Origin of the sequence: Streptomyces sp. YIM 130001 (assembly GCF_003574445.1) — a bacterium.
In the GTDB taxonomy this organism is placed as follows: Bacteria; Actinomycetota; Actinomycetes; order Streptomycetales; family Streptomycetaceae; genus Streptomyces.
This window is the reverse complement of the sequence record NZ_KZ984561.1, coordinates 189,261-210,354: the sequence shown is the minus strand read 5'-3', so window position 1 is coordinate 210,354 and position 21,094 is coordinate 189,261. Positions and strand designations below refer to the sequence as shown.

Annotated in this window: 17 protein-coding genes; 12 read left to right on the top strand and 5 right to left on the bottom strand. The window is 69.9% G+C overall.

The window, feature by feature from the left end; genetic code table 11:
- Positions 1-193 precede the first annotated feature (193 nt).
- The 10 genes from DSC45_RS24385 (at position 194) to DSC45_RS24340 (ending at position 11,200) form a co-directional block, all read left to right on the top strand.
- The gene (locus DSC45_RS24385) at positions 194-958 is read left to right on the top strand and encodes a helix-turn-helix transcriptional regulator (protein WP_119294078.1); all 765 of its coding nucleotides are present in this window, start codon (positions 194-196) and stop codon (positions 956-958) included.
- Between the two features lie 117 nt (positions 959-1,075).
- On the top strand, positions 1,076-1,729 hold the full coding sequence (locus DSC45_RS24380; protein WP_119294077.1) for an undecaprenyl diphosphate synthase family protein: 654 nt from the start codon (positions 1,076-1,078) through the stop codon (positions 1,727-1,729).
- 177 nt (positions 1,730-1,906) lie between these two features.
- Positions 1,907-3,178, top strand: a complete 1,272-nt coding sequence (locus DSC45_RS24375; RefSeq protein WP_119294076.1) for a cation:proton antiporter domain-containing protein — start codon at positions 1,907-1,909, stop codon at positions 3,176-3,178.
- Between the two features lie 41 nt (positions 3,179-3,219).
- Positions 3,220-4,122, top strand: coding sequence for an aromatic prenyltransferase (locus DSC45_RS24370; protein ID WP_119294075.1), 903 nt, complete (start codon positions 3,220-3,222; stop codon positions 4,120-4,122).
- Between the two features lie 348 nt (positions 4,123-4,470).
- Entirely contained in the window at positions 4,471-5,211 is a 741-nt protein-coding gene (locus DSC45_RS24365) for a sigma factor-like helix-turn-helix DNA-binding protein (protein ID WP_119294074.1), read from the top strand.
- Between the two features lie 138 nt (positions 5,212-5,349).
- The gene (locus DSC45_RS24360) at positions 5,350-6,357 is read left to right on the top strand and encodes a sensor histidine kinase (RefSeq protein ID WP_119294073.1); all 1,008 of its coding nucleotides are present in this window, start codon (positions 5,350-5,352) and stop codon (positions 6,355-6,357) included.
- Positions 6,354-7,016: a response regulator transcription factor gene (locus tag DSC45_RS24355; RefSeq protein WP_119294072.1), complete on the top strand. Its 663-nt coding sequence runs from the start codon at positions 6,354-6,356 to the stop codon at positions 7,014-7,016. Before DSC45_RS24360 ends, DSC45_RS24355 begins: the two co-directional genes overlap by 4 nt.
- Positions 7,017-7,355: 339 nt before the next feature.
- Positions 7,356-8,783 (top strand): MFS transporter, encoded by a 1,428-nt coding sequence (locus tag DSC45_RS24350; protein ID WP_240434816.1) that lies wholly within the window; start codon positions 7,356-7,358, stop codon positions 8,781-8,783.
- Positions 8,784-8,936: 153 nt separating this feature from the next.
- Positions 8,937-10,544 carry an MFS transporter gene (locus DSC45_RS24345; protein ID WP_119294071.1) on the top strand — a complete coding sequence of 536 codons (1,608 nt, stop codon included), beginning with the start codon at positions 8,937-8,939 and terminating at the stop codon, positions 10,542-10,544.
- 17 nt (positions 10,545-10,561) lie between these two features.
- A complete protein-coding gene (locus DSC45_RS24340) occupies positions 10,562-11,200 on the top strand; it encodes a TetR/AcrR family transcriptional regulator (protein ID WP_119294070.1) in 639 nt (212 codons plus the stop codon).
- A gap of 134 nt (positions 11,201-11,334) precedes the next feature.
- On the opposite strand, the gene DSC45_RS24335 is transcribed toward DSC45_RS24340, so the two are convergent.
- Both DSC45_RS24335 and DSC45_RS24330 read right to left on the bottom strand, forming a co-directional pair.
- Complete coding sequence (locus tag DSC45_RS24335; RefSeq protein ID WP_119294069.1) at positions 11,335-13,113, bottom strand: hydroxysqualene dehydroxylase; 1,779 nt, start codon at positions 13,111-13,113, stop codon at positions 11,335-11,337.
- A 370-nt stretch (positions 13,114-13,483) separates the two neighbouring features.
- The gene (locus DSC45_RS24330) at positions 13,484-14,914 is read right to left on the bottom strand and encodes a vanadium-dependent haloperoxidase (RefSeq protein WP_119294068.1); all 1,431 of its coding nucleotides are present in this window, start codon (positions 14,912-14,914) and stop codon (positions 13,484-13,486) included.
- A 417-nt stretch (positions 14,915-15,331) separates the two neighbouring features.
- On the opposite strand from DSC45_RS24330, the gene DSC45_RS24325 reads away from it, so the two are divergent.
- Positions 15,332-16,240 carry an aromatic prenyltransferase gene (locus DSC45_RS24325; protein ID WP_119294067.1) on the top strand — a complete coding sequence of 303 codons (909 nt, stop codon included), beginning with the start codon at positions 15,332-15,334 and terminating at the stop codon, positions 16,238-16,240.
- Between the two features lie 139 nt (positions 16,241-16,379).
- Here the strand turns inward: DSC45_RS24325 and DSC45_RS24320 are convergent, their stop codons facing one another.
- Positions 16,380-16,763, bottom strand: coding sequence for a DoxX family protein (locus DSC45_RS24320; RefSeq protein WP_119294066.1), 384 nt, complete (start codon positions 16,761-16,763; stop codon positions 16,380-16,382).
- A gap of 156 nt (positions 16,764-16,919) precedes the next feature.
- A complete protein-coding gene (locus DSC45_RS24315) occupies positions 16,920-18,203 on the bottom strand; it encodes an NAD(P)/FAD-dependent oxidoreductase (RefSeq protein ID WP_119294065.1) in 1,284 nt (427 codons plus the stop codon).
- Positions 18,204-18,713: 510 nt separating this feature from the next.
- Between DSC45_RS24315 and DSC45_RS24310 the strand changes: the two genes are divergently transcribed.
- Complete coding sequence (locus DSC45_RS24310; RefSeq protein ID WP_119294064.1) at positions 18,714-19,235, top strand: sigma factor-like helix-turn-helix DNA-binding protein; 522 nt, start codon at positions 18,714-18,716, stop codon at positions 19,233-19,235.
- A 172-nt stretch (positions 19,236-19,407) separates the two neighbouring features.
- Here the strand turns inward: DSC45_RS24310 and abc-f are convergent, their stop codons facing one another.
- The gene (gene abc-f, locus DSC45_RS24305) at positions 19,408-21,027 is read right to left on the bottom strand and encodes a ribosomal protection-like ABC-F family protein (RefSeq protein WP_205571412.1); all 1,620 of its coding nucleotides are present in this window, start codon (positions 21,025-21,027) and stop codon (positions 19,408-19,410) included.
- Positions 21,028-21,094 lie beyond the last annotated feature (67 nt).

Below are 21,094 nucleotides of genomic sequence, written 5' to 3'. Positions count from 1 at the left end.
CGAGTGGCCGGAGTCCTCGGACGGTCCACGGGCCGGGAAGTCTTTGCCGAACGGTTTCCCAAGCCGCCGCGCCGGCGTCGTCCACGCCAGGCACGCAGGCTCCGACAGGACATGCAGTCCTGCCGCTCGCTGCCCGCCTGTCAGATCTCCGGCTGCGGCACCGGCCACTTGATCGCGATCAGGAGTGCTTGTGATGGAGCACGTAGTGCAGTACGCCGTCGGCACGATCCGCGAACGGTACTGGGAGCCGTTGAGCCTCGACGATCTGGCCCGCGGCGCGATGGTGAGCAAGTTCCACTTCCTGCGCGTGTTCACCCGCGTCACCGGCGTCACCCCAGGCCGCTTCCTGACCGCCGTGCGGCTCCAGGAGGCCAAGCGCCTGCTGCTGAGCACCTCGGTGACCGTCGCCGACGTCTCGGCCCAGGTCGGCTACAGCAGCACCGGCAGCTTCACCCGCCGCTTCACCGCGTCAGTGGGCATCTCACCCACCCAGTACCGCCGGCTGTCCCTCGACCCCGCGATACAGACCCCCGATCTCACCGGCGCCGAGGACGAGCCGGCACCCGGGCAGCCGGCTGCGCCGCGGCCCACGGGCTCGCTGCGGGGGACACTGCGAGCCCCCGCGAGCGACCTGTCATCGGTCTTCGTCGGCGCATACGACGGCGCCATCCTGGAGGGCTCACCGGTGCGCTGGAGCAACGTGCGAGCATCGGGCCGCTTCACTCTCGCCGATGTGCCCACCGGCACTTGGTACATCCACGCGGTGGCCCACAGCGCCCGGCCCGCCCGCGCGGTCGGCCCGGACCCCGACGCGCTGGCGGCCACCGTGGGCCCGGTGGAGGTGTCGGGCGGGGCCGGATCGCTCGTCGACATGACGCTCGCGCCGCTCGACTGGAGCCGTCCCCCGATCCTCTCGGCAGCCATGGACATCGACCAGCTGCTGCCCGCGGCGGCCTGAACGACCGTGTATCCGCGGGCCGTTGCCGCCCCGCACACCTGACAGCTTGCGCCTCAGGGCGACCGCACGGGCCCCACCCGGGCCGCATCCGAGATCACGTCATCGAAGGAGATCACCGTGGCCAATCTGCTGCTGCTTCCCGACGGCATGCGCCGCTACTCCCAGTCGCACAGCCTGACGCTCGAGCAGGGCTACTCCGATATGGCGGACAAGCTCGTCGAGTTCTCCGGATGGGCCCGGGAGGAGGGGTTCACCAAGCTCTACGTGGCGACCAACTCCGCCCAGAACTACGACCGGCCGGAGGCCGCGGTCGTCACCTTCCTCGAGGCCTTCAACGACGTCGCACGCCGGGTCCACGGCAACCTCAACTTCGAGTTCTCCGGGGCGCTCGACCTGGTGCCCGAGCGCTACCTCAAGGAACTGGAGGAGCTGCGGGACACCTCGGACAAGAACGCGCCCTACACCCTCCACTTCATTCTCGGCATGTCTCTCACCCGCGAGCTCCTGACCATCTTCAACAAGCTCAACGGCAAGGTGCCGGCCCTCACCGAGGAGCTGCTCGCCGAGCACGCCTACATCCCGGAGCCGGTCGACTACGTCATGCGTCCGGGCGGGCACACGCGCCTGTCGAACTTCTACCCGTTGATGTCGCCGTTCGCCGAACTGCACTTCAGCGAGGTCCTCTTCCCCGACATGCAACGGTCCGACTTCGAGGAGGCACTCGCCGACCTGCGCAAGCGGGACCGCCGTTACGGGGTCTACCCGGTCTGAGCCGTCGCCGCTCTCGCGGCCTGAAGTGCCCGCGTCGGGCCACCGAACTCCTGGTGGCCCGACGCGGGCACTTCGTGTTCCCCGTACCGAACGGCCCGAACAGGCCCGAGTCGAGCGGGCCGGCCTGCTCGGCCGCCTCCGCCGTCCCCCGCCCCACCGGTTTCCGGAGACGCATCCATGACCACGGAACAGACCACCTCACTCCTCGTCGGCCTCAGTGCGATCGTCGTCCTGGCCCGCCTCCTGGGCCTGTTGGCCCGCCGGCTCGGACAGCCCGCGGTGATCGGTGAAGTCCTCGCCGGTATCGCCCTCGGCCCCACCCTGTTCAACGGCGCCTTCTCCGACGCCCTCTTTCCCGGCGACATTCAGCCGCTGCTGAGCGCCCTGGCCGCCGTAGGCATCACCGTCTTCATGTTCATCGTCGGCCTGGAGTGGGACGCCACGATGATCCGCGGCAGCGGAAGCCTCGCCGCCACCGTGTCGTTGAGCTCCATCCTGCTGCCCTTCGGCCTCGGTCTCGTCCTGGCGCTCTATCTCATGGACGACTACGGGACCGAGAACCGGACCAGCTTCATGCTCTTCATGGGCATCGCCATGTCGATCACGGCCTTCCCGGTCCTGGCCCGCATCCTCACCGACCGGAAGATGTCCCGCACCCCGCTCGGTGTCGTCGCCCTGGCCTGCGCCTCGATCGACGACGTCCTCGCTTGGTCTCTGCTCGCCGCCGTGGTGGCCTTCAGCGGATCGGCAGGGCCCGACCAGTGGCGAATCCTGCTCGCCGTCCCGTACCTGATCGGGATGCTCTTCGTCCTGCGTCCGCTGCTGCGCCGCTACGCCGCCCGCCGGCCGAACCTGCGCCTCACCACGACCAACCTCGGCGCCATCCTGGCCGGCCTGCTGCTCTCCGCCGCCGTCACCGAGTGGGTGGGACTGCACTACATCTTCGGCGCCTTCCTGTTCGGCGTCATCCTCCCGCGCACCGGCGCGGAGCAGCTGCGCAGCGACGTCGAGGAGCGCCTCGGCCAGATGACCGGCACACTCCTGCTGCCGGTGTTCTTCCTGGTGGCCGGGCTCAAGGTCGACCTGTCCGGGCTCGACATGAGCGGTCTCGGAGCCCTCGGCCTGATCCTGCTCGTCGCGGTCGGCGGGAAGTTCATCGGCGCCTTCGTCGGAGCCCGCCTGAACCGGATGCCGTTGCGGCAGTCCGCCGCGCTCGCCACTCTCATGAACACCCGCGGCCTGACCGAACTCATCGTCTTGAACGTCGGCCTGCAACTGGGCTTCCTGCAACAGGATCTCTACTCGCTCATGGTCGTCATGGCGGTGGTCACCACCGCGCTGGCCGGGCCGCTGCTGAGCTGGATTCTCGGCCGGCCGGGCGATCAGGACCGGCCCGAGCCGGACGCGCTGACGTCACCGGCACCCGGCCTCGAGAAGACGACCGTCTGACCGTCACCACCAGCGAACGACGTCAACTCCCGGGAGGGAACATGTCCACAGGCCCCGCGAGCGAACAACTGTGCGCGGCCATCGAGGAGTCCGCCGGCCTGGTGGATGCCCCCTTCGACCGCGAACGCACCCTGGCGGTCCTGACCGCGTTCGAGGACGGCCTCACATCGGGGCCGATCATTCTCAGTACCCAGGTCGGCGGTGGGCCGGGCGGGGAACTGGAGTACACCGTGCAGGTCACCCCGGGCGTCGACGATCCGTACGCGCTCGCGGTCGAGCACGGGTTCGCCGCCGACACCGACCATCCCGTCGGTCGGCTGTACGGCGACATCCGCGAGCACATCGATGTCGGGGAGTCGTTCATCGACTGCGGTGTGGCCGGCGGGTTCAAGAAGCTCTACGCCCAGTTCATGAACGACCCGCAGAGCGTGGACCGGCTCGCCGGCATCCCGTCGGTCCCCGACGCCGTCGCCGCCAACGCCGGCTTCTTCGCCCGCTACGGCCTCACCGACGTCGTGCTGATGGGAGTCGACCTGCGCCGCAGGACGATGAACCTGTACTTCCAGCTGCCGCCGTCGATCGCCGGGGACGTGGACGCGGACGACGTCAGGTCCATGCTCAGCGAGGTCGGGGTGGAGTATCCGGACGAGCAGATGGTGCAGTACGCCACGAAGTCCTACCGGATCTACACCACGCTCAGCTGGGACTCCTCGGACATCCGGCGCATCTCCTTCGCCCCCCGGCCGAGCCGTGACCTGGACCCGAACCGGCTCCCGGCCGAACTGCCTTCGGGCGTCGAGAAGTTCATGACCGCGGCCCCGTACACCTACGACGGCCCCCGGGTGAACGCCTCGGCCGTCAAGTGGACAGAGGACGGAGACGAGTTCGTAGACGTCGCTTCCTACCATCAGGCCATGGAAGCGCAGTTGAGGATCTTCTCCTGACGGAGCGGTCACTGGAGCTGCGCTCCAGATACGCCCGAACCCCACTCGGGAGCACGGGACGTACCGTGCCCGCGCCCCTAGGGTGAGTGTGCAGGTGCTCGTGCCCGCCCACCAGCATGTTTCCCCTGCGATGCCCGCACGGTGGGCGGGCACGTGCGCCCGCACCCAAGACGCCGCATCCCGAACCGGCCCTGCCCCGGCCGGGCACCGGGGCACGGCGCCGCTCACATCGGACCCGACAGCAGCACGGCACGGCCGGGGCAGGGCCGGCGTATACCGCGAAGCCGCAACACCCCACCACATGCTCGTCGCCGATCCCGCGGTGGTGGGCAGAGTGAAGGAGCTTGCGTGACCCGGATCGAGGAGTTCGAGGAGTCGAAGCCCCTGCTGTACGAGCTCGCCCACCGCATCCTGGGCAGCGCGAGCGGGGCCGAGCAAGCCGTACGCGACACCTGGCTGCGCTATCGGACCGTGTCCGCGGAGCCGGTGTCCGGCAGTGCGTTCCTGCCCGCCGCGGTCACACAGATCGCCAAGGAGCAGCTGCGCACGGCGCGTACGGACAGCGGAGCGGGCATCGGCCCGTGGCTCGCCGAGCCGCTCCTCGACCTGCGCGACGAGAGCCCCGACCGGGCTCCGGACCTGGAGGAGTCGCTGTCCACGGCATCCCTGCTGATGCTGGAGCGGCTGTCCCCGCTGGAGCGGGCCGTCCTCGTCCTGCGGGACCTCTTCGGCTGCGACTGGCCGGCCGTGGCGGCGGCGGTGGGCTGTTCAGAGTCCGCGTGCCGGCAGCTCGTCGGCGCAGTGGAGTCCCGCGGCGGTGCGGGGCCGGGGCCCGGCCGGCCGCGACGGACAGCGGGCGCCGACCAGGTGGACCGCCTGCTGGCCGTGATCGTGCCGGCGCTGGCCCGCATAGGGATCACCTTCGCACCGCGGGACGTGGACCGTGGGCCGGGCGCCGTCTTCCGCGACCGCGACGGACGGGTCCTGGGCGCCGCGGCGTTCGACATCGTCGACGGCCGCGTCCAGACGCTCAGATGGGTCGACCACCCCGAGACGGTGGACGGGGGCCCCGTGCCCGCGGCGCGCTGACCGGTGGCCCTACGGGTTCCGGCCGCCCCGCGCCGCAGCCCAGGCCCCACCTCACGGCCTCCGGTGTCCGGCCGCATCCGCCCCGCCGGTCCGGCACACAGCGGGGAAGACTCCCCACCCCCATACGAAAGCGACAGGATGACGATCACTCCCCCCACGGGTGATTCCACCGTGCGCAACCGCCTGACCACGGGAGGCTCCCGCTCACAGCCGCCCGCCAGGACCAGCGGACCCGAGCGCCACCGCGTGCCGGACGAGGAACGCCGTCGCGTGCGTGTGGAGGCCGAGAACGCGGTCCTTCGCCGTGCGGTGCGTCAGCTCGCGGCACAACACCGCGATATGGAGCGGCAGTTGGGCCGGGTCTGCAGCGACCTCGGAGCCGCCGCCGCGCGCGTGTCGGCGTTCGAGACCCAGGCGCGGGAATCCGTGCGCGTGGCGAAGGAAGCGGCGGAGAACGCCGAAGTGGAACGCTTCCGCGCCGAGTGGCGGGCAGCCGACGCCGAACGAGCCCGCGACGAGGCGGCCGAGGCCGGCGCCGCACAGGAGAGACGCCGCATCGCACGCGACCTCCACGACTCGCTCACCCACCAGCTCGCCGTGATCACCGTGCAGGCCGATGCCGCCGTGCAGATCGCGCGACGTCACGACGCCCCCGTGCCGGAACACCTGCCGGCCATCCGCACGGCCGGCCGGGACGCGGCCCGCGAACTGCGCGCCACCCTCTCGGAGCTGCGCGGCCGCGATGACACCCCCTGCCAAGGCGTCGAGCAACTCCCGGAGTTGCTCGCCCGGGTCCGTGCCACCGGGCTCGACGCGACCCTGACGGTCGACGGCGCGCCCCGCGTACTGTCCCGCGCGGTGGGCGAGGCCGTGTACCGCGTCGTACAGGAGTCGCTCACCAACACGATGCGGCACGCGGCCGCCAGCGCCGTGAGCGTCAGAGTCGAATACCGGCAGGCGACCGTCGCCGTCGCCATCGACGACGACGGTCGACGGACGGCCGATGACGTCCGGCCTCCCCGGGGCACGGGCCTGTCGGGAATGCGCGAGCGCGTCCTCGCCCTCGGCGGCCGCTTCCGGGCGGAGCCCCGCACCTCACGCGGCTTCACCGTGCGGGCCGAACTACCCGCAGGCCCGGTGCTGTGATCCGGGTGCTGGTGGCGGACGACCAGCCCCTGCTGCGCAGCGGGTTCCGCACGCTGCTGGAGGCGGAGCGTGACATCGAGGTCGTGGCGGAGGCAGCCGACGGGCTGCGGGCCCTGGCCCTCGCCCGCGCGCACCGGCCGCACATCGTCCTCACCGACATCCGGATGCCGGGCGCCGACGGCATCGAGGTCGCCCGCGGCATCGCCGCGGACGCCGAACTCAACGGTGTCGGCGTCATCATGCTGACCGGCTACGGACGGCCGGAGCACGTCTTCGAAGCACTGCGCGCGGGCGCGGCGGGCTTCCTGCTCAAGGACAGTCACGCCGAGGACGTACGGCACGCGGTGCGGGTGGTCGCCGCGGGCGAGGCCGTCCTCGCTCCCGCCGTCACGCGCACGGTGATCGACCAGATGCTCACCCAGCCCCTCGACATCCTGGAAACGGAGCGGCTCGGGGAGCTGACCGCCCGCGAACGCGAGACGGTCTGCCTGGTCGCACGCGGGCTCTCCACCGACCAGATCGCCGCGAGCATGGTGATCAGCCCGCTCACCGCGAAGACCCACATCAAGCGGGCCAAGTCCAAGCTCCGCGCCCGGGACCGGGCGCATCTCGTCTTCCTCGCCTACGAGTGCGGCCTGGTGGCACCGCAGGGCCGCTGACCGCCTGCCGGCCCCGGCCGCCGGCCCGTCCCCGCCCGGACCGGTGTCTCGCACCGTCCCTCCTCGGCCCGGTGGACGTCGTACCTCCTCACGTGCGCCGCGCCTAGGCCGCCACCTCGCCGCGCGGGGTGCCTTCCGCGCGCCATCTCCGCGCGCACCCCTCGCTCCCGCCCCCCTCTTCTCCGCCCGCCCGCAGCCGTGCGCGTGCACCCGTGTGCCCGAAGCCGTGCGCACACAGCCGTGCGCCCGTGTCCCGGCCGACGACGCGGGCCGTCGGCGTGCTCCGCAGCCGACGGCGGAGCTGTTTCCCGCATTCACCTCGGACGAAAGGGGTCGAGCATGACTACGGATGATGTGCCACGGATGAGCCCTCAGGAGCTCATCGACCGGGCGCCGATGAGCCGCCGACAGCGGCTCATCGTCGCTCTGGGGCTGCTCATGATGGTGGCGGAGGGCCTCGACACCACGGTCGCCTCCTTCGTCTACCCCCGGATCGTCAAGGACTGGGGCACGGACATGGACACGGTCACCGCCACGGTGACCATGGGAGTCCTGGCGATGATCATCGGCGGTGTCGTGGCCGGCCCGCTCGCCGACCGCTACGGCCGCAAGAACGTCACCATCGTGGGCACGATCGCTTTCGGCCTCGGCACGATCGGCATGGGGCTCTCACAGGGAATCGTCGTCTTCACCGGACTGCGCATCGTCGCCTGCCTCGGCCTCGGCGCCGTGATGCCCACGGTGATGGCGCTCGTCGCGGACTGGACACCCGTCCGGCGCCGGGTCCAGATGGTCGCCCTCGCTTTCGCCGGCGTGACCGCGGGCACGACGACGGGCGGCATTCTCGCCTCCGCCCTCGTGCCCGCCTTCGGCTGGCCCGTCCTGCTGATGGTGGCCGGAGTGGCGCCGCTGCTGCTGGTGCCGGCCGTCGCCCGCTTCGTCCCCGAGTCACTCGGCGTGCTCGCCTCCCGGCGCCGCCCCACATCGGAACTGCGGGCCGCGGTCACCTCGGTGCTGCCGCAGGAGAACCTGTCCGTCGTGGACTGGGAGCAGACCGCCGTCAAGCGCCACCGCCGGCCGGCGCCGCGGATCATCCTGGGCCGCGAGTTCCTGCCGACGACCCTGCTGGTGTGGCTGGGCTTCTTCCTGGTGCAGGGCGTGGTGTTCCTCATCCTCAGCTACCTGCCGCTGCTCGTCGAGCGCGAGGGCATGACGTCCGGTCAGGCCGCCGTGGCCGTAGCGGCGTTCGGCTGGGGCGGCCTGACCGGTCAGCTCTCGGTGTCCTTCGCCCTGAAGCGGTTCGACCGCTTCCAGGTGCTCGCCCTGCTGTGGGTGCTCAGCGCCGTCGGGCTCGGTGCGGCCGGCCTGTGGGCCGTCCAGTTCGCCGCGCTGCTCGCCTCGGCCTTCGTCCTCGGCCTGTGCCTGCCCGCCGCGGCCGCCGTGCTGCAGGCCGTCGCGGCGGTGGCCTACCCGTCGTCCGCACGGGCCACCGGCATGAGTTGGGCGAACAGCATGGGCAAGGTGGGCCCGGTCGTCACCGGTGTGATCGGCGGCGCCATGGTCAACGCCGGCTGGTCGCTCGGCACGGTGCTGCTCGCGCTCCTGGTGCCCGTGGGCTTGGGCCTGCTGACGACCGTGGCGCTGCGTGCCCGCAGCCGCGGACACCGCACCGAGACCGCCGTCGGGCCCACGACCGTGGCCGCCGTCGAGCCGGAGACGAACGCGGACGCCCGGCCGGTGGCCGCGCTCGTGTCGGAGCAGGTCTGAGACCCGCGGGAAGGGGCCCGGTGATCGTCCGGCACATGCGCCGGACGCCGGACGACCACCGGGCCCCTTCCCGCGAGCAGGGGCCCGAACTGCACTGATCCGGTTCGAGGTTCATTCGAGTGGCTCTCTAGTGACAGCGGCCACCATTTAATTATGGCTATCAAAAACCGCTGGTTCGCGTTGGTGGGTCTCACCCTCAGCGTTCTCGTCATCGGCTTCGACCTGACGATCCTCAACGTCGCTCTGCCCACCATGGCCTCCGACATCGGGGCCGACACGGGCCAGTTGCAGTGGATCGTCGACTCCTACGCTGTCGTCTACGCCGCTGCGATGCTCCCCGCAGGGCTCCTCGGCGACCGGTTCGGACGGCGCAAGCTGCTGGTCGCCGGACTCGTCATCTTCCTCGGCGGCTCGATCCTCGGCTCACTGGTCTCCAGTCCGGAACCCGTCATCGTCGCCCGTACGATCATGGGCTTCGGTGCCGCGCTGATCATGCCGCTCACGCTGTCCGTCATCCCGACCCTGTTCAAGGGCAAGGAGCAGACGAAGGCCATCGCCATCATCACCGTGGGCCTCTCGGTCGGGCTGCCGCTCGGTCCGCTGGTCGGCGGCTGGCTGCTCAACCACTTCTGGTGGGGCTCGGTCTTCGTCGTCAACATCCCGTTGATCATCCTGGGCATCATCGCCTGTATCGCCCTGGTCCCCGAGACCCGTGACCCGTCCTCGCCCCGTATCGACCCCATCAGCACCGCGCTCGGCATCCTCGGCCTCGGTGTCTTCATCTACGGCGTGATCGAGGCGCCCACCGAGGGCATCACCGACCCGGTCATCGCCGGTTGCCTCGTCGTAGGCGCCGCGATGCTCGTGGGCCTCGTCAGGCGCGAGCGCCGCCAGTCCCGCCCGATGGTGGACGTCCCGCTGCTGCGCAACCCCGCCGTGCGCTGGAACACGATCGTCAGCACGCTCGGCATGTTCGTCTTCACCGGCCTGATGTTCGTCCTGCCGCAGTACCTGCAGGCGGTGCAGGGCAACGACGCCTTCGGCACCGGACTGCGCCTGATGCCGCTCATGGCCGGCCTGATCGTCGTCGCCCGCGCGGTGCCGCCGCTGACGGCCCGCTTCGGTACCCGCCCGCTGGTCATCGCCGGACTGCTCCTCATGGGCGGCTCGATGCTCCTGGGTACGGCCACCGACGCCGACAGCGGCTACGGCTTCGCGGCTCTGTGGATGACCTTCACCGGCCTCGGTGCGGGTTTCGTCATGGTGCCCGCACTGGACAGTGCGCTCGCCGCGCTGCCCAGGGGCAAGGAAGGCACCGGCAGCGGTCTGATGAGCACGCTGCGCCAGGTCGGCGGCGCCGTCGGTATCGCCGTACTGGGCGCGATCCTCAACGCGGCGTTCACCGACCGTCTCGACACCGGCGGCCTTCCCGCGAAGGCGGCCGACGCCGCCGGGGAGTCGATCGTGGCCGCGCAGGCGGTCGCGGAGAAGCTCGGTATCGGGCAGCTGGCGAAGTCGGCCGAGACCGCGTTCGTCGACGGCATGGGCGTGGTCCTCATCGTCTGCGCCTGCGCCGCTCTGATCACCGCAGCGCTGAGCTTCTTCTTCCTGCCGGACGACCGCAGGAACAAGGAAGAGGCGGACACCGTCTCTCCCGAGTCGGAGGCCGGCGAGCAGTCTGCGGTGACGCCCGAACCCGGTCCGGACGCGCACGCCCCGGTCGAGCCGGTGCTCGATCAAGTCGACGGTGCCCGCAGTTGAGTCGGACACCGACCGTCATGCACAGCGACACGGTTGCGCAGACCCAGGCGGGTTCCGAAGCCCGCCTAGGTCTGCGCGAGCGCAAGAAACTGCGCACTCGACAGATGATCCGGGAAGCGGCGCGCGGACTGATCGACGCCCAGGGCTACGAGCACACCACGGTCGAGCAGATCGCCGCGGCGGCCGAGGTCTCGCCGAGCACGGTCTTCCGCTACTTCCCGAACAAGGAACAGATCGTCCTGCGGGACGAGGACTATGCCGAATCCGGCATCGACTTCCTCCGCTCCCGCCCATTGCACGAGTCGCCGCTGGTGGCGCTGCGCCAAGCGCTGACGGCGATGGCACGCACCACGTACCAGGAGTTCAACGCCGACTACCGGTGGCGGATGGAGCTGGTGCGCACGGTGCCTGCGCTGCGGGCGCAGATGTACGAGAGCCAGGAACGGACGATCACCGTCCTGACCGGCGCTCTCGCCGAACGGACCGGCAGGCCGGCGAACGACCTCGAACTGCGGGCCCTGGTGGGCGCCATGACCGGCGGCCTGCACCAGGTCGTCCTCGACTGGGGCGACCACGGTCAGCAGGGCGACCTGCCGGAGATGATCGACCGGGTCATGGCCGTACTGGAACGCGGCCTGACCCCGCAGGACGCATGACGTAAGGGCCTCTCGGCCATCCGGTGACGCGCACGCCGACCGGATTCCGAGGGGCCCTTTACGTATGTCCGGGGTGCTCCGGTGCCGCCGGGCTTGGCGGTGTCACCCGCCACAGCGAAAGGGCGGCTCAGGGATCACGCCTCGTCCATGGCGTTCGGCAGCCCCTTGCGGAAGCGCACCAGGTCCTCCTCCTTGAGAGCCTCCAGCGCGGCCTCGCGGTGCATCGGCGTCAGCTTGCACCGCTCGGCGTCCGAACCGGTCTGGTCGAGAAGGGCGTTGACGGCCATACGGGCGGCGGAGTTGGCGCCCTCCATCGAAGCCAGCTCGATGGGCACCCGGATGTAGTCGCCGGCGAGGAAGAAGTTGGGCACCGCCGTCTTCGCCGTCGGCCGGTTGTGCAGCGTGCCCACCGGGTGGAACAGCAGCTCGTCCTCGTTGGTCGGATGCGGGGTGCCGATGTCCTGTACGCCCGGGTCGAGTTGCCAGGTGTGCAGCGTGCTGTCCTTGAGCACGTCCTTGCCGGAGTCGTTGAGCGCGGCCTTCAGCTGCGCCCACACCTCCTTGGCGACCTCCTCGCGCGTGCACTGCTTGGCCGGCTTGTTGTACAGGATGCCGGGCGTGTGCCAGTCGGAGATGTCCACCGACAGACAGTCGACCGCGACCCCGTCGCCGTAGTCCGCGGGGAAGTCCCGGGTGGGCCACAACTCCGCCTGCGTGATCGCCGTCAGCGACCAGGGGGAGTCGAGGCAGTTGACGAGTCCGTGCGGCAGGCCGGGCCGCTCCGTCAGGTAGTACTGGATGCCGGTCATCCAGTCCGTGACGAGATCGTCGCAACGCCCCAACTGCGGGTCAGCGGCCCGCAGTTCACGGCCCCAGGTCCGGCGTGCGTGCTGCACCGGCATCGCCTGCACATAGTGGTCGGCCTGCACGTCACGGCTGACGCCCTGGTCGTCGCGGACGACGGCCTTGGAGATCCGCTCCCCGTCGTAGGCCAGCTTCTGCACGTCCCAGCCCATCTTGAACTGCACGCCCAGCTTGCGCAGAAGTGCCACCCAGGGGTCGAACAGCGCCTCGTTGGTGGGCAGTGTGAGGAAGCGCTGGTTGGGGCCGTCGGCGCCGCGGCCGAGCGCGTTGAAGACGGACGCCTCGATCATCGTGCCGATCGTGCGCGTGCTGGCGACCTCGGCCTTGGCGACCACGATGCTGCGGGTGATGCCGACCGCGAGGAAGAACTTGTAGTCCTCGGACATCTCCTCCGCTCGCGTGAAGTCCCACCACGGCGTCGACTCCCAGGTGTCCTCGCGCCGTTCGTCGCAGCTCGTCATGAAGGTGAGGAGGCGGTTCACGTAGAACGCGACTTCGTCCTCGGGGACGTTCCCCATCGCGCTGTTGCTCGCCGTCAGCGCGGCCCGGAGCTGCTCGAGCGTCAGTGCGTCCGGGTTGGCCTTCCACGACACCGGCTGGGCGACGTCCACCTGACCGGTGAGCGCCATCATCGTCTCGGTCGGCATGACCAGGTTGTCCCAGACGCCGCCTGCGTTGTCGCCGAACGGGATGCGGCGCAGTGTGTCGGGGAAGTTGTGGTAAAAGCCGGGCACCAGGCGGAACCCGTGCTCGCCGGGCAGCGGTTTGCGGTTGCCGGCCGCGCTCCCCTGCACGTCGATGCTGCGTGCCTTGCCCCCGAGGGCCCGCCGCTCGTAGACCGTCACGTCGAAGCCGCGCTCGGCCAGCTCGTGCGCCGCCGTCAGACCGGCGATGCCGCCGCCGAGCACCGCGACGTCACGTCCGTTTCCGCGGCGGCCCTTCTCGCCCTGCCCGACGGTCGCGTTCGCGGCGCCGGTGAGCGCCAGTCCCGCCGCGGCTGCCGCCGACCCCGCCATGAATCTGCGCCGTGTCGCTCCTGAGCTCGTCATTTCTGATTCCTCACTTCTCAGTGTCAACGCTGCGATGTGTATCAACTGCGCGCAGCTTTACAGAGAATTGGGGAAATAAGGGGCACCTCCAGGAGGTCTCATCCAGAGCTCGAGCAGAGATCGAGGAAAAGGAGAACAAAATTACCGAGCGTGCCGGAGGCGGTACCTGGCGCAGAAAGAGGGGGAATTTATTCCGCTTTTCGCCCATGACCGGATCGACGTGACACCGGAGGTACGGGATGACGAAAAGCCGGGCAGCGCACCGCCGGCGGCGCCGCACGCGGTCCGCGGAGAACACACAAGAACGCCGGCGGAGATGCCGTCACACCATCCCCGCCGGCGGGTTACTCGGGCCGTTCCCGGCCGCCCGTCAGTCCTGCACGTCACCGGCCACGTGCCGCTGTACGAACTCGTGCGCCAGGTCGCCGAACTGTGAGCCCCAGGCCCGCGACGTCTCCACGGTCTCCGGGAAGTGCGCACCGGCCCACACCCGGCTCGCGGCGCAGTCCTCCTCGAACTCGGTCCACGTCCGCCAGGTCAGCTCCAGGTCCTGCGCCGGCACGATCCCGGGCTCGCGCTGGGTCGAGCCGGCCGCGAAGGCGTGGCTCCACCCGAGAGCATCGTCGCCGAGCTGCCGCCGCGCCGCCTGTGCTTGAGCCGAGGTGAGCGAGGTGAAGCCGGACGGGTACTCGGGATGGTTGACCACCGGCAGGTAGCCCGTCCACTCGTCGGCCGGGATGTCGTCGACCGTCCCCTTGCCCGGACCGCCCCAGGCGGTGACCGGGTCGCTGCCGTAGACGTGGCGTATCGCGCTGAACGGGCGCACCGCGTCGACGTCCCGCTTGTGGTGCCACGCGGCGATCAGGCTGTCGAACCGCGCCACCGACGTGGCCATGAACAGGTGGACCCAGCCGTCCAGATCCAGGTCGTGCGCCTCGGCGGCCGCGCGCGGCGACAGCGTCACCGACAGCGGGGTGTGCTCGAAGAACTCGGCCTTCACCTTCTGCGCATCGGTCAGTCCGGCCGACGCCGCCAGCACCTCGTCGACCGCCTTGCGGTACGCGGCCTCGTCGGACGGGTCCAGGTGGGCGGGCCGGGCCGGTGCGAACTGCGCCGGGTCCTTGAAGGACTCCGCCTCGACCAGACCGAGCTGGGGCGTGGCGAACTGCTGGACGGTGAACACGCCGTGGTCGCCCGGGCCACCGTCGACCCGGCGCTGGTGGGGGCCGGCGGCCGGCTGCCAGCGCGCCGGGTCGCTCAGCTCGAACGCCGAGTTCACGGGGCGGTAGCCGGTGTAGTCCGCGAAGGCGTGGCCGTTGTAGGTGCGAGCCTTGGCGCCGCTGTGGTTCATCGCGTCGTTCGCGCGTGCACGGACGATGGCCTGGCCGGCGATGTTGCCGATACCGACGGCGGTGGCCGGGTCCTGCGAATCGTCGTCGGGGTCGAGTCCGAGGGCGGTCAGCGCCTGCCGCATCACGGCCGCGCGCTCCTCGAAGACCACCTTCACCACCTGGTACGAGGCGTACAGCGCGGCGATGTTCTTGTTCCGGTTGGTCGCCGCCTCCTCGGCGGGCCGCCGCGGGATGCGCGAGTACACGCCGACCGCCGTCGGGTGGTACGGGGCCACCGCGTCGAACCACGAGGTCTGGAACAGGTGAGTGATCCAGGTGTACGTGGACACGTCACCCGGAGCCATGGCATCCGCCGGAGGGAACCCTCCGCCACCATTCGTGGTGACCAGATCGCGGATGAAATTTCCGTTGTCGAAGTCGAATGCAAGCTTCGGTCCGGATGATGTCATGGGTGATTTCCTTAGATCAGGCTTCGGTACGTTCCGTCGGTCCGCGCCGGCCTGACGCCGCGCAGAATTCCGCGAGCGAGCTTCTCGTGATGATATCTACGGATTGCTAGAGTCCCGGTGGAAATTCACTAAGCTTATAGAATTCCTTGACGCAGGCACTTCTTGAAGAAGACAATTTCCCGAGCAGCGAGAATGGGAAAGTGCCATGTCCGATGACGGTTCGGCCGCCCCCTGCGGCGGTGCGCCCCTGCGGGGGCACGCGATGCGACGCCTCCGCAGGCTCACCTGCCGGGCCGGCTGGTCGGACACGTTGTGCGCCAGAGCCCGGTCACGTCTTCGACGCGGCATCCGCACGACGCGCTGCCTTTGACAACTGCCCCGACCCATCGAGACGTGTCGATCCACACTGGAGGAAGCATGGCCAGGACAGGCGAGTTGGAAGCCCTCTACGCCGCCATGGAGGAATCAGCTGAACTGCTGGGCATAGCCCCCTCCCGCGAGAAGGTCCTCCCCATCCTCGAGGCGTACCAGGACGACTTGGCGAAGCTCGTCGTGGCCTTCCGGGTGACCACCCGCGGCGCGGAGGACCTCGACTGCCGGTTCACCGCACTTCCGGGAGACGTGAATCCGTATCTCGACGCCGTGCACAAGGGGATCACGCCGGCGACGGACCACCCGGTCGGATCCCTGTTGGCGGACCTCGAGGACAAGATGCCCTTCCTGGCCCACGGGATCGACTTCGGGGTCGTCGGCGGGTTCAAGAAGACGTGGACGTTCCTGCCGATGACCGATCTGCAGAATCTCGCGACGCTCATCGACACCCCGTCGATGCCGAAGAGCCTCGCCGAGAACATCGACTTCTACAAGCGCTACGGCCTCGACGACAAGCTCAGCATGATCGGCGTCGACTACCCGAGCCGTACCGTCAACATCTACTTCCTCGGCGCACCCGCCGAGTGCCGCGAGCCGGAGACGGTCCGGGCGATGCTCAAGGACCTCGGACTCCCCGAGCCCAGCGAGCGCATGCTGGAGATGGCACAGCGGGCCGCCGGTATCTACACCACGCTCAGCTGGGACTCCCCGAACATCCACCGGATCACCTTCGCCACGATGGTGCCGGACTTCCGGCAGCTGCCCGACGAACTCGATGTCGCCCCCGAGATCGAGAAGTTCGCCCGCAACGTCGGCTACACCTACGACGCCACCGGCAAGGGCCTCTACAACGCCGCCGGTTACTCCGGCGGCGAGTACTTCAAGCTGCAGACCTACTACCAACTCGCCCCTGGCACGGTCGAAGCGAAGGGGCTGCTGGGCTCCGCGGCCTGACACGCCACGCGGCCGGCACACCGCGGGCCGCTCCGGCCGGGCCGTCGGACGGCGGCACGACGGCACGGCGGTGGGCACCTCCCCCGAAGGAGGTGCCCACCGCCGTGCCGCGCTTTCCGTGGCTGCGCCCACCGCCCTGTCAGGCCGGGAACGCCTCAGGACCGAACCGCCCCCACGCCACGAAGACCGCGATCAGGAGATAGACCGACGTCAGCGCCACGAGCTTGGACTGCCCCAACTTGCCGTGCGTGACGATGGCGCCGAGCATCAGCAACACCCAGCACACGGCCGTCACCGGAACCATGACCGGTGCGACGTCGAGCACCGCCGGCAGCACGAGCCCCACGGCGGCCAGGATCTCCAGGACGCCGAGCACCCGGATGAACAGCGGACTGGTCTCCCGAGTCCAGCGGCCGCCCTCGTGGGCGGAGAGTTTCTCCTTCGGCAGGAAGGCCTTGGAGACGCCTCCGGCCAGGGCGATGAAGGCGAGTACGCCGGTGCCGATCCACAGCGTCAGGTTCACGGGTACCTCCGAGGAGACCCGCCCTGCGGGGCGGGGAGGAATCGGATCGCCGCGGGGCGGCCGGCGAAGCGCGCGGAGCGGCAGCACAAAAGGGAGCGCGACGGCCGGTCCGTCAACGGATACCGGCCGCCACGCCCGTTCATGTCCTGCCGAACGTCAGCTGCGGACCGCAGCCGGTTCGGTGGAACTGTCAGCGATCAGGTCGTCGAGTTCGACCGCGAAGAGCCCGCCCTCGCTTCCGCTGAGGCCGGAGACCAGCTGAACGAAGTCCACCTGCGCGTCGTTCTTCTTCTCCGGGTCGTTGATCTCCTGCGCCAGGTCGAAGTAGAAACCCTTGGTCTTCGAACGGTCGTAGAAACCCTCGACGAACTTGCGAATGTCGTCGAAGAAGCTCTGATAGGCGGCCGAATACCGGTCGAGCGCCTTCTCCTCGATCTCCGGGTGCTTGAGGATCTCGCTGACGATCTTCGACAGGGTGCTGCCGGCCAGGGTCGCGAGCGCCACACCGGTCGAGAAGAGCGGGTCGACGAATGCCGCCGCGTCACCGACGAGCACCCAGCCGTCGCCGTGGAACCGCTCGTTGGTGTAGGACCAGTCACGCGCGGAGCGGTAACCGGCCGCCGGAGTGGCGTCCTTGAGGATGTCCTTCAGCTTGGTGGTGTTCGCTATCTCCGAGGTGAACAGGTCCTCCAGCGACTTGTCGCTCTCGCCCGCCACGTCCGAGCGCGTCACATAGCCGACGCTGAAGACGCCCTTGTCGATCGGGATGCCCCAGAACCAACCCTCGCTGGTGCCCTCGATGAGGATGTTGCTCCACTCGTCGCCGGGCAGCCGGTGGCAGTTGTCGAAGTACGTCCACACCGCGACGTTGCGCAGCTGTTCGTTCCACTGGACCTCGGAGAACTTGCGGCCCAGCACACGGGCCTGGCCCGATGCGTCGATGACCAGCTTGGACCGCGCCTGCCGGGTGCCGGTCAGACCGCGCACGGCGTACTCGACGCCGACGACACGACCGTCCTCCTCGATGGGGGACTTGACGGTGGCTTCCTCCTGGACGAAGGCGCCCAGCTCGCGCGCCCGGTCGAGGATCATGGTGTCCAGGTCGGCGCGACGCGTGTGGAAGGCGTAGGGGATCCGGCCGCCCGTGGTGAACGAGAAGTTCCACGGAACCTCGTTGTTGCCCCAGATCAGGGTGCCCCCGTACTTGCGCTCGAAGCCCTTGGCCTCCATGCGCTCGACGAGGCCGAGCTCCTCGAACGGCACCATCACGCCGGGGATGAGGGACTCGCCGATGTGGTAACGCGGGAAGCGCTCCCGGTCGAGCACCAGGACTCGGTGCCCTTCCCGGGCGAGCAGCGCGCCCGTAGTCGCACCGGCGGGTCCGCCGCCGATCACGATGACGTCGAAATCGTCAGGAAACCCGTTCAGAGTGGACGACATGCGAGACCTTCCCCATTCGATCCGGCCGCGTCCGCCGACAGCTGATTGATTTGTCGGCGGAGCGCGTTCATGGAAGTGAGTGTGCCGGGAGTAATCGAACTGAGTCATCGCCTATATTGCTCAGCGCGAAATTTCCCCGGCGCGGGGAAGGGAATGCGAGGCGACGTAGAACCATGTCAGGGAGCGCTCGCGTACGCTCTCTCGAATTACGCTCCAGAATCAGTCGAATGTGCCTCATGGGTACGGGACTTGAGCCGAGAATGCCCTTACCGTAGGGACTCGTAAGCCCCCGTGCCCGCCGGCCTCTCCTCCCCCGGGAGGCCGACGGGCACGTCGGCTTCTGCGGCGGACGGCGCACCGGACCTCCTCACTGCCGAACCCATCGGGGCGTTCCCGCCCGGTGGCAGGCGACGAACCCGCACCGGGCGAGTCGGCGACGGCTGAGGAGCACGTCCGGTCAGACGCCCCTGCCGACCCGTGCGCTGCCGTGGGACCAATGAAGGAGTCTCCGTGAGCCGGATCGAAGAACGCGGGCCCCGCCCCGAGGAGCCGCTGCCGAGCGTGCCGCGCCCGGACACGGTCCGGTGGACACCACCGGAGCCGCAACCGCCCACGGCCCCCCAACTGCTGGAGCAGATGCCCCCGCTCGAGCGGGCCGTCTTCGTCCTGCGGGAAGCATTCGGGTGCGACTACGCGGACATAGCCGCCGCCGTAGGGTTGTCCGAAGCGGCCTGCCGACGGCTCGCCTCCGCCGCTGCGGCCACCCGCATCGACGGCACGGCCCCGACCTGGCCCGACCGTGTGGTCGGCGCGGAGCAGGTGTCCCGGATGCTGGCCACCGTCGTCCCGGCACTGGTGGGCGTCGGCGTCACCATGGAGCACGATCATGTGCTCGGAAGCCCTGGAGCGGTGTTCAAGGACCGCAACCACCGGACCCTCAGCGCGCTGGCCCTCGACATCCTCGACGGACGCATACAGACGGTCCGTTGGGTGAACGAACGGCAGCACACATCCGTGGGCGGCGAACGGTGAACCCCTCGCGGAGTGGGGATCCGGGCACACGTAGCTGACGCCACATCAACAACCCTGTTTTCGGGGCGGTATGGGGCAGGCCGTGTGCCGAGCCACGGTGCGGCCGGGCGACTTCGGCGGCGGCGCGGGTGCCCGGGCGGGCTGCCCCCACTACGTCGGGACAGCCCTTTTCTCAGGCTCCGACGGCCTGCGGTGCGGCCGCCGACAGGGCGAGTTGCGCGCCCTGCCAGCGCTGCCGGAGCCGCCGGTCGTGGCTGACGATCACCAGTGCGCCGTCATATCCCGCCAGGGCCGTTTCGAGCTCCTCGACGAGTGCGGGCGACAGATGGTTGGTGGGCTCGTCCAGGAGCAGTACGTCCGAGGGCTGGGTGACGAGCCGCGCCAGGGCGAGCCGCTGCCGCTGCCCGCTGGACAGACCCCGCACCGGCACCGTGAGCTGCTCCGCCGTGAACAGGCCGAGGCGGAGCAGGTGTTCGCGATGCTCGGCCGCCGGTCCCGATCGCCCCCGTGCGAACGCGCCGAGCAGCGTCTCGCCCGGCCGTCCCGGCGGCGGCTCCTGCGGGAGATAGCCGACACGGCCCCGGCGGGTGAGCGACCCGGTGTCCGGCTCCAGTTCCCCGGCCAGGACACGCAGCAGGCTGGTCTTGCCCGCACCGTTCGGGCCGGTGACCAACAGCCGTTCGCCCGCCGCGATCCGCAGATCCGTGCGGCCGAGCCGGCCGGTGACACCGATACCGGACGCGTCCAGAGCACTGCCCTGTACGCGCGCCGCCCGCAGCACGGGGGTGAACCGCAAGGGCTCAGGGGGCGGGGGTACTGGCTCCGCCAACAGGCGCCGCAGCCGCTCCTCGGCCTGGCGCACCCGGCTGGCCAGGGACTGCTGCACGCGGCCGGCCGCCCGGTCGTAGGCCATCTTGTTGCCGTCCTTCATCGCCCGCCCCGGCGCCACCCGCCGGGCGGTGGTCGCCGCCGCCTCACGGAGCCCGGCCACGTCGGTCTGCCACTGCGCGTACGCCTGGACGCCGCGCTCACGGGCCGCCGCCTTCTCGGCGAGGTAGCCCGCGTAGCCGTTGCCGTACCGCAGGACACCGTGGGTGTCGGCGTCCACCTCCAGCAGGGTCGTCGCCACGCGCTCGAGGAACATGCGGTCGTGGGAGACCGCCACGGTGGTGCCGCGCCGGGTGCGCAGGTGGTCCTCGAGCCAGTTCAGGGCGTCCTCGTCGAGATGGTTGGTCGGCTCGTCGAGGAGCAGTACCTCGGGACCGGCCGCGAGGACGGCCGCAAGCCGCAGCCGCACCTGCTCCCCGCCCGAGAGTCCGCCCACGGTGCGGCTCCGCTCCAGCATCCCGAGACCGAGGCCGTACAGGGCGCGCTCGACGCGGGCGTCCGCTTCGTATCCGCCGCGCAGTTCGAAGACCGTCATCAGGTCTCCGTACTCGGCCACGCCGCTCTCGTCCCCGTCGGCCATCGCGGCCTCCAGGTGGTGCATACGCGCCTCGACGGCGCGCAGGTCGCCCAGGGCGCGGTCGATCACGTCCTGGACGGTGGAGTGTGGCGGGAGTTGTTCGTCCTGGGCGAGGTAGCCGACGCCGCCGTCGGCCTGGACGACGACCGTGCCCTGATCCGGCTGCTCGCAGCCGGCGAGCAGGCGCAGCAGGGTGCTCTTCCCGGAACCGTTCTCACCGATGATCCCGGCCCGCTCGTCAGAGGGGAGCGAGCACGACACCGCGTCGAGGACGAGACGGTCGTCGAAGGACTTGGTGACCGAACGGACGGTGATCTGTGTGGGCATGCGAAGTCTCCGGAGTATTCGAGGACGGGGCGGCCGGCAGGGGCCGCAGGGTCGGGTGAATACTTCG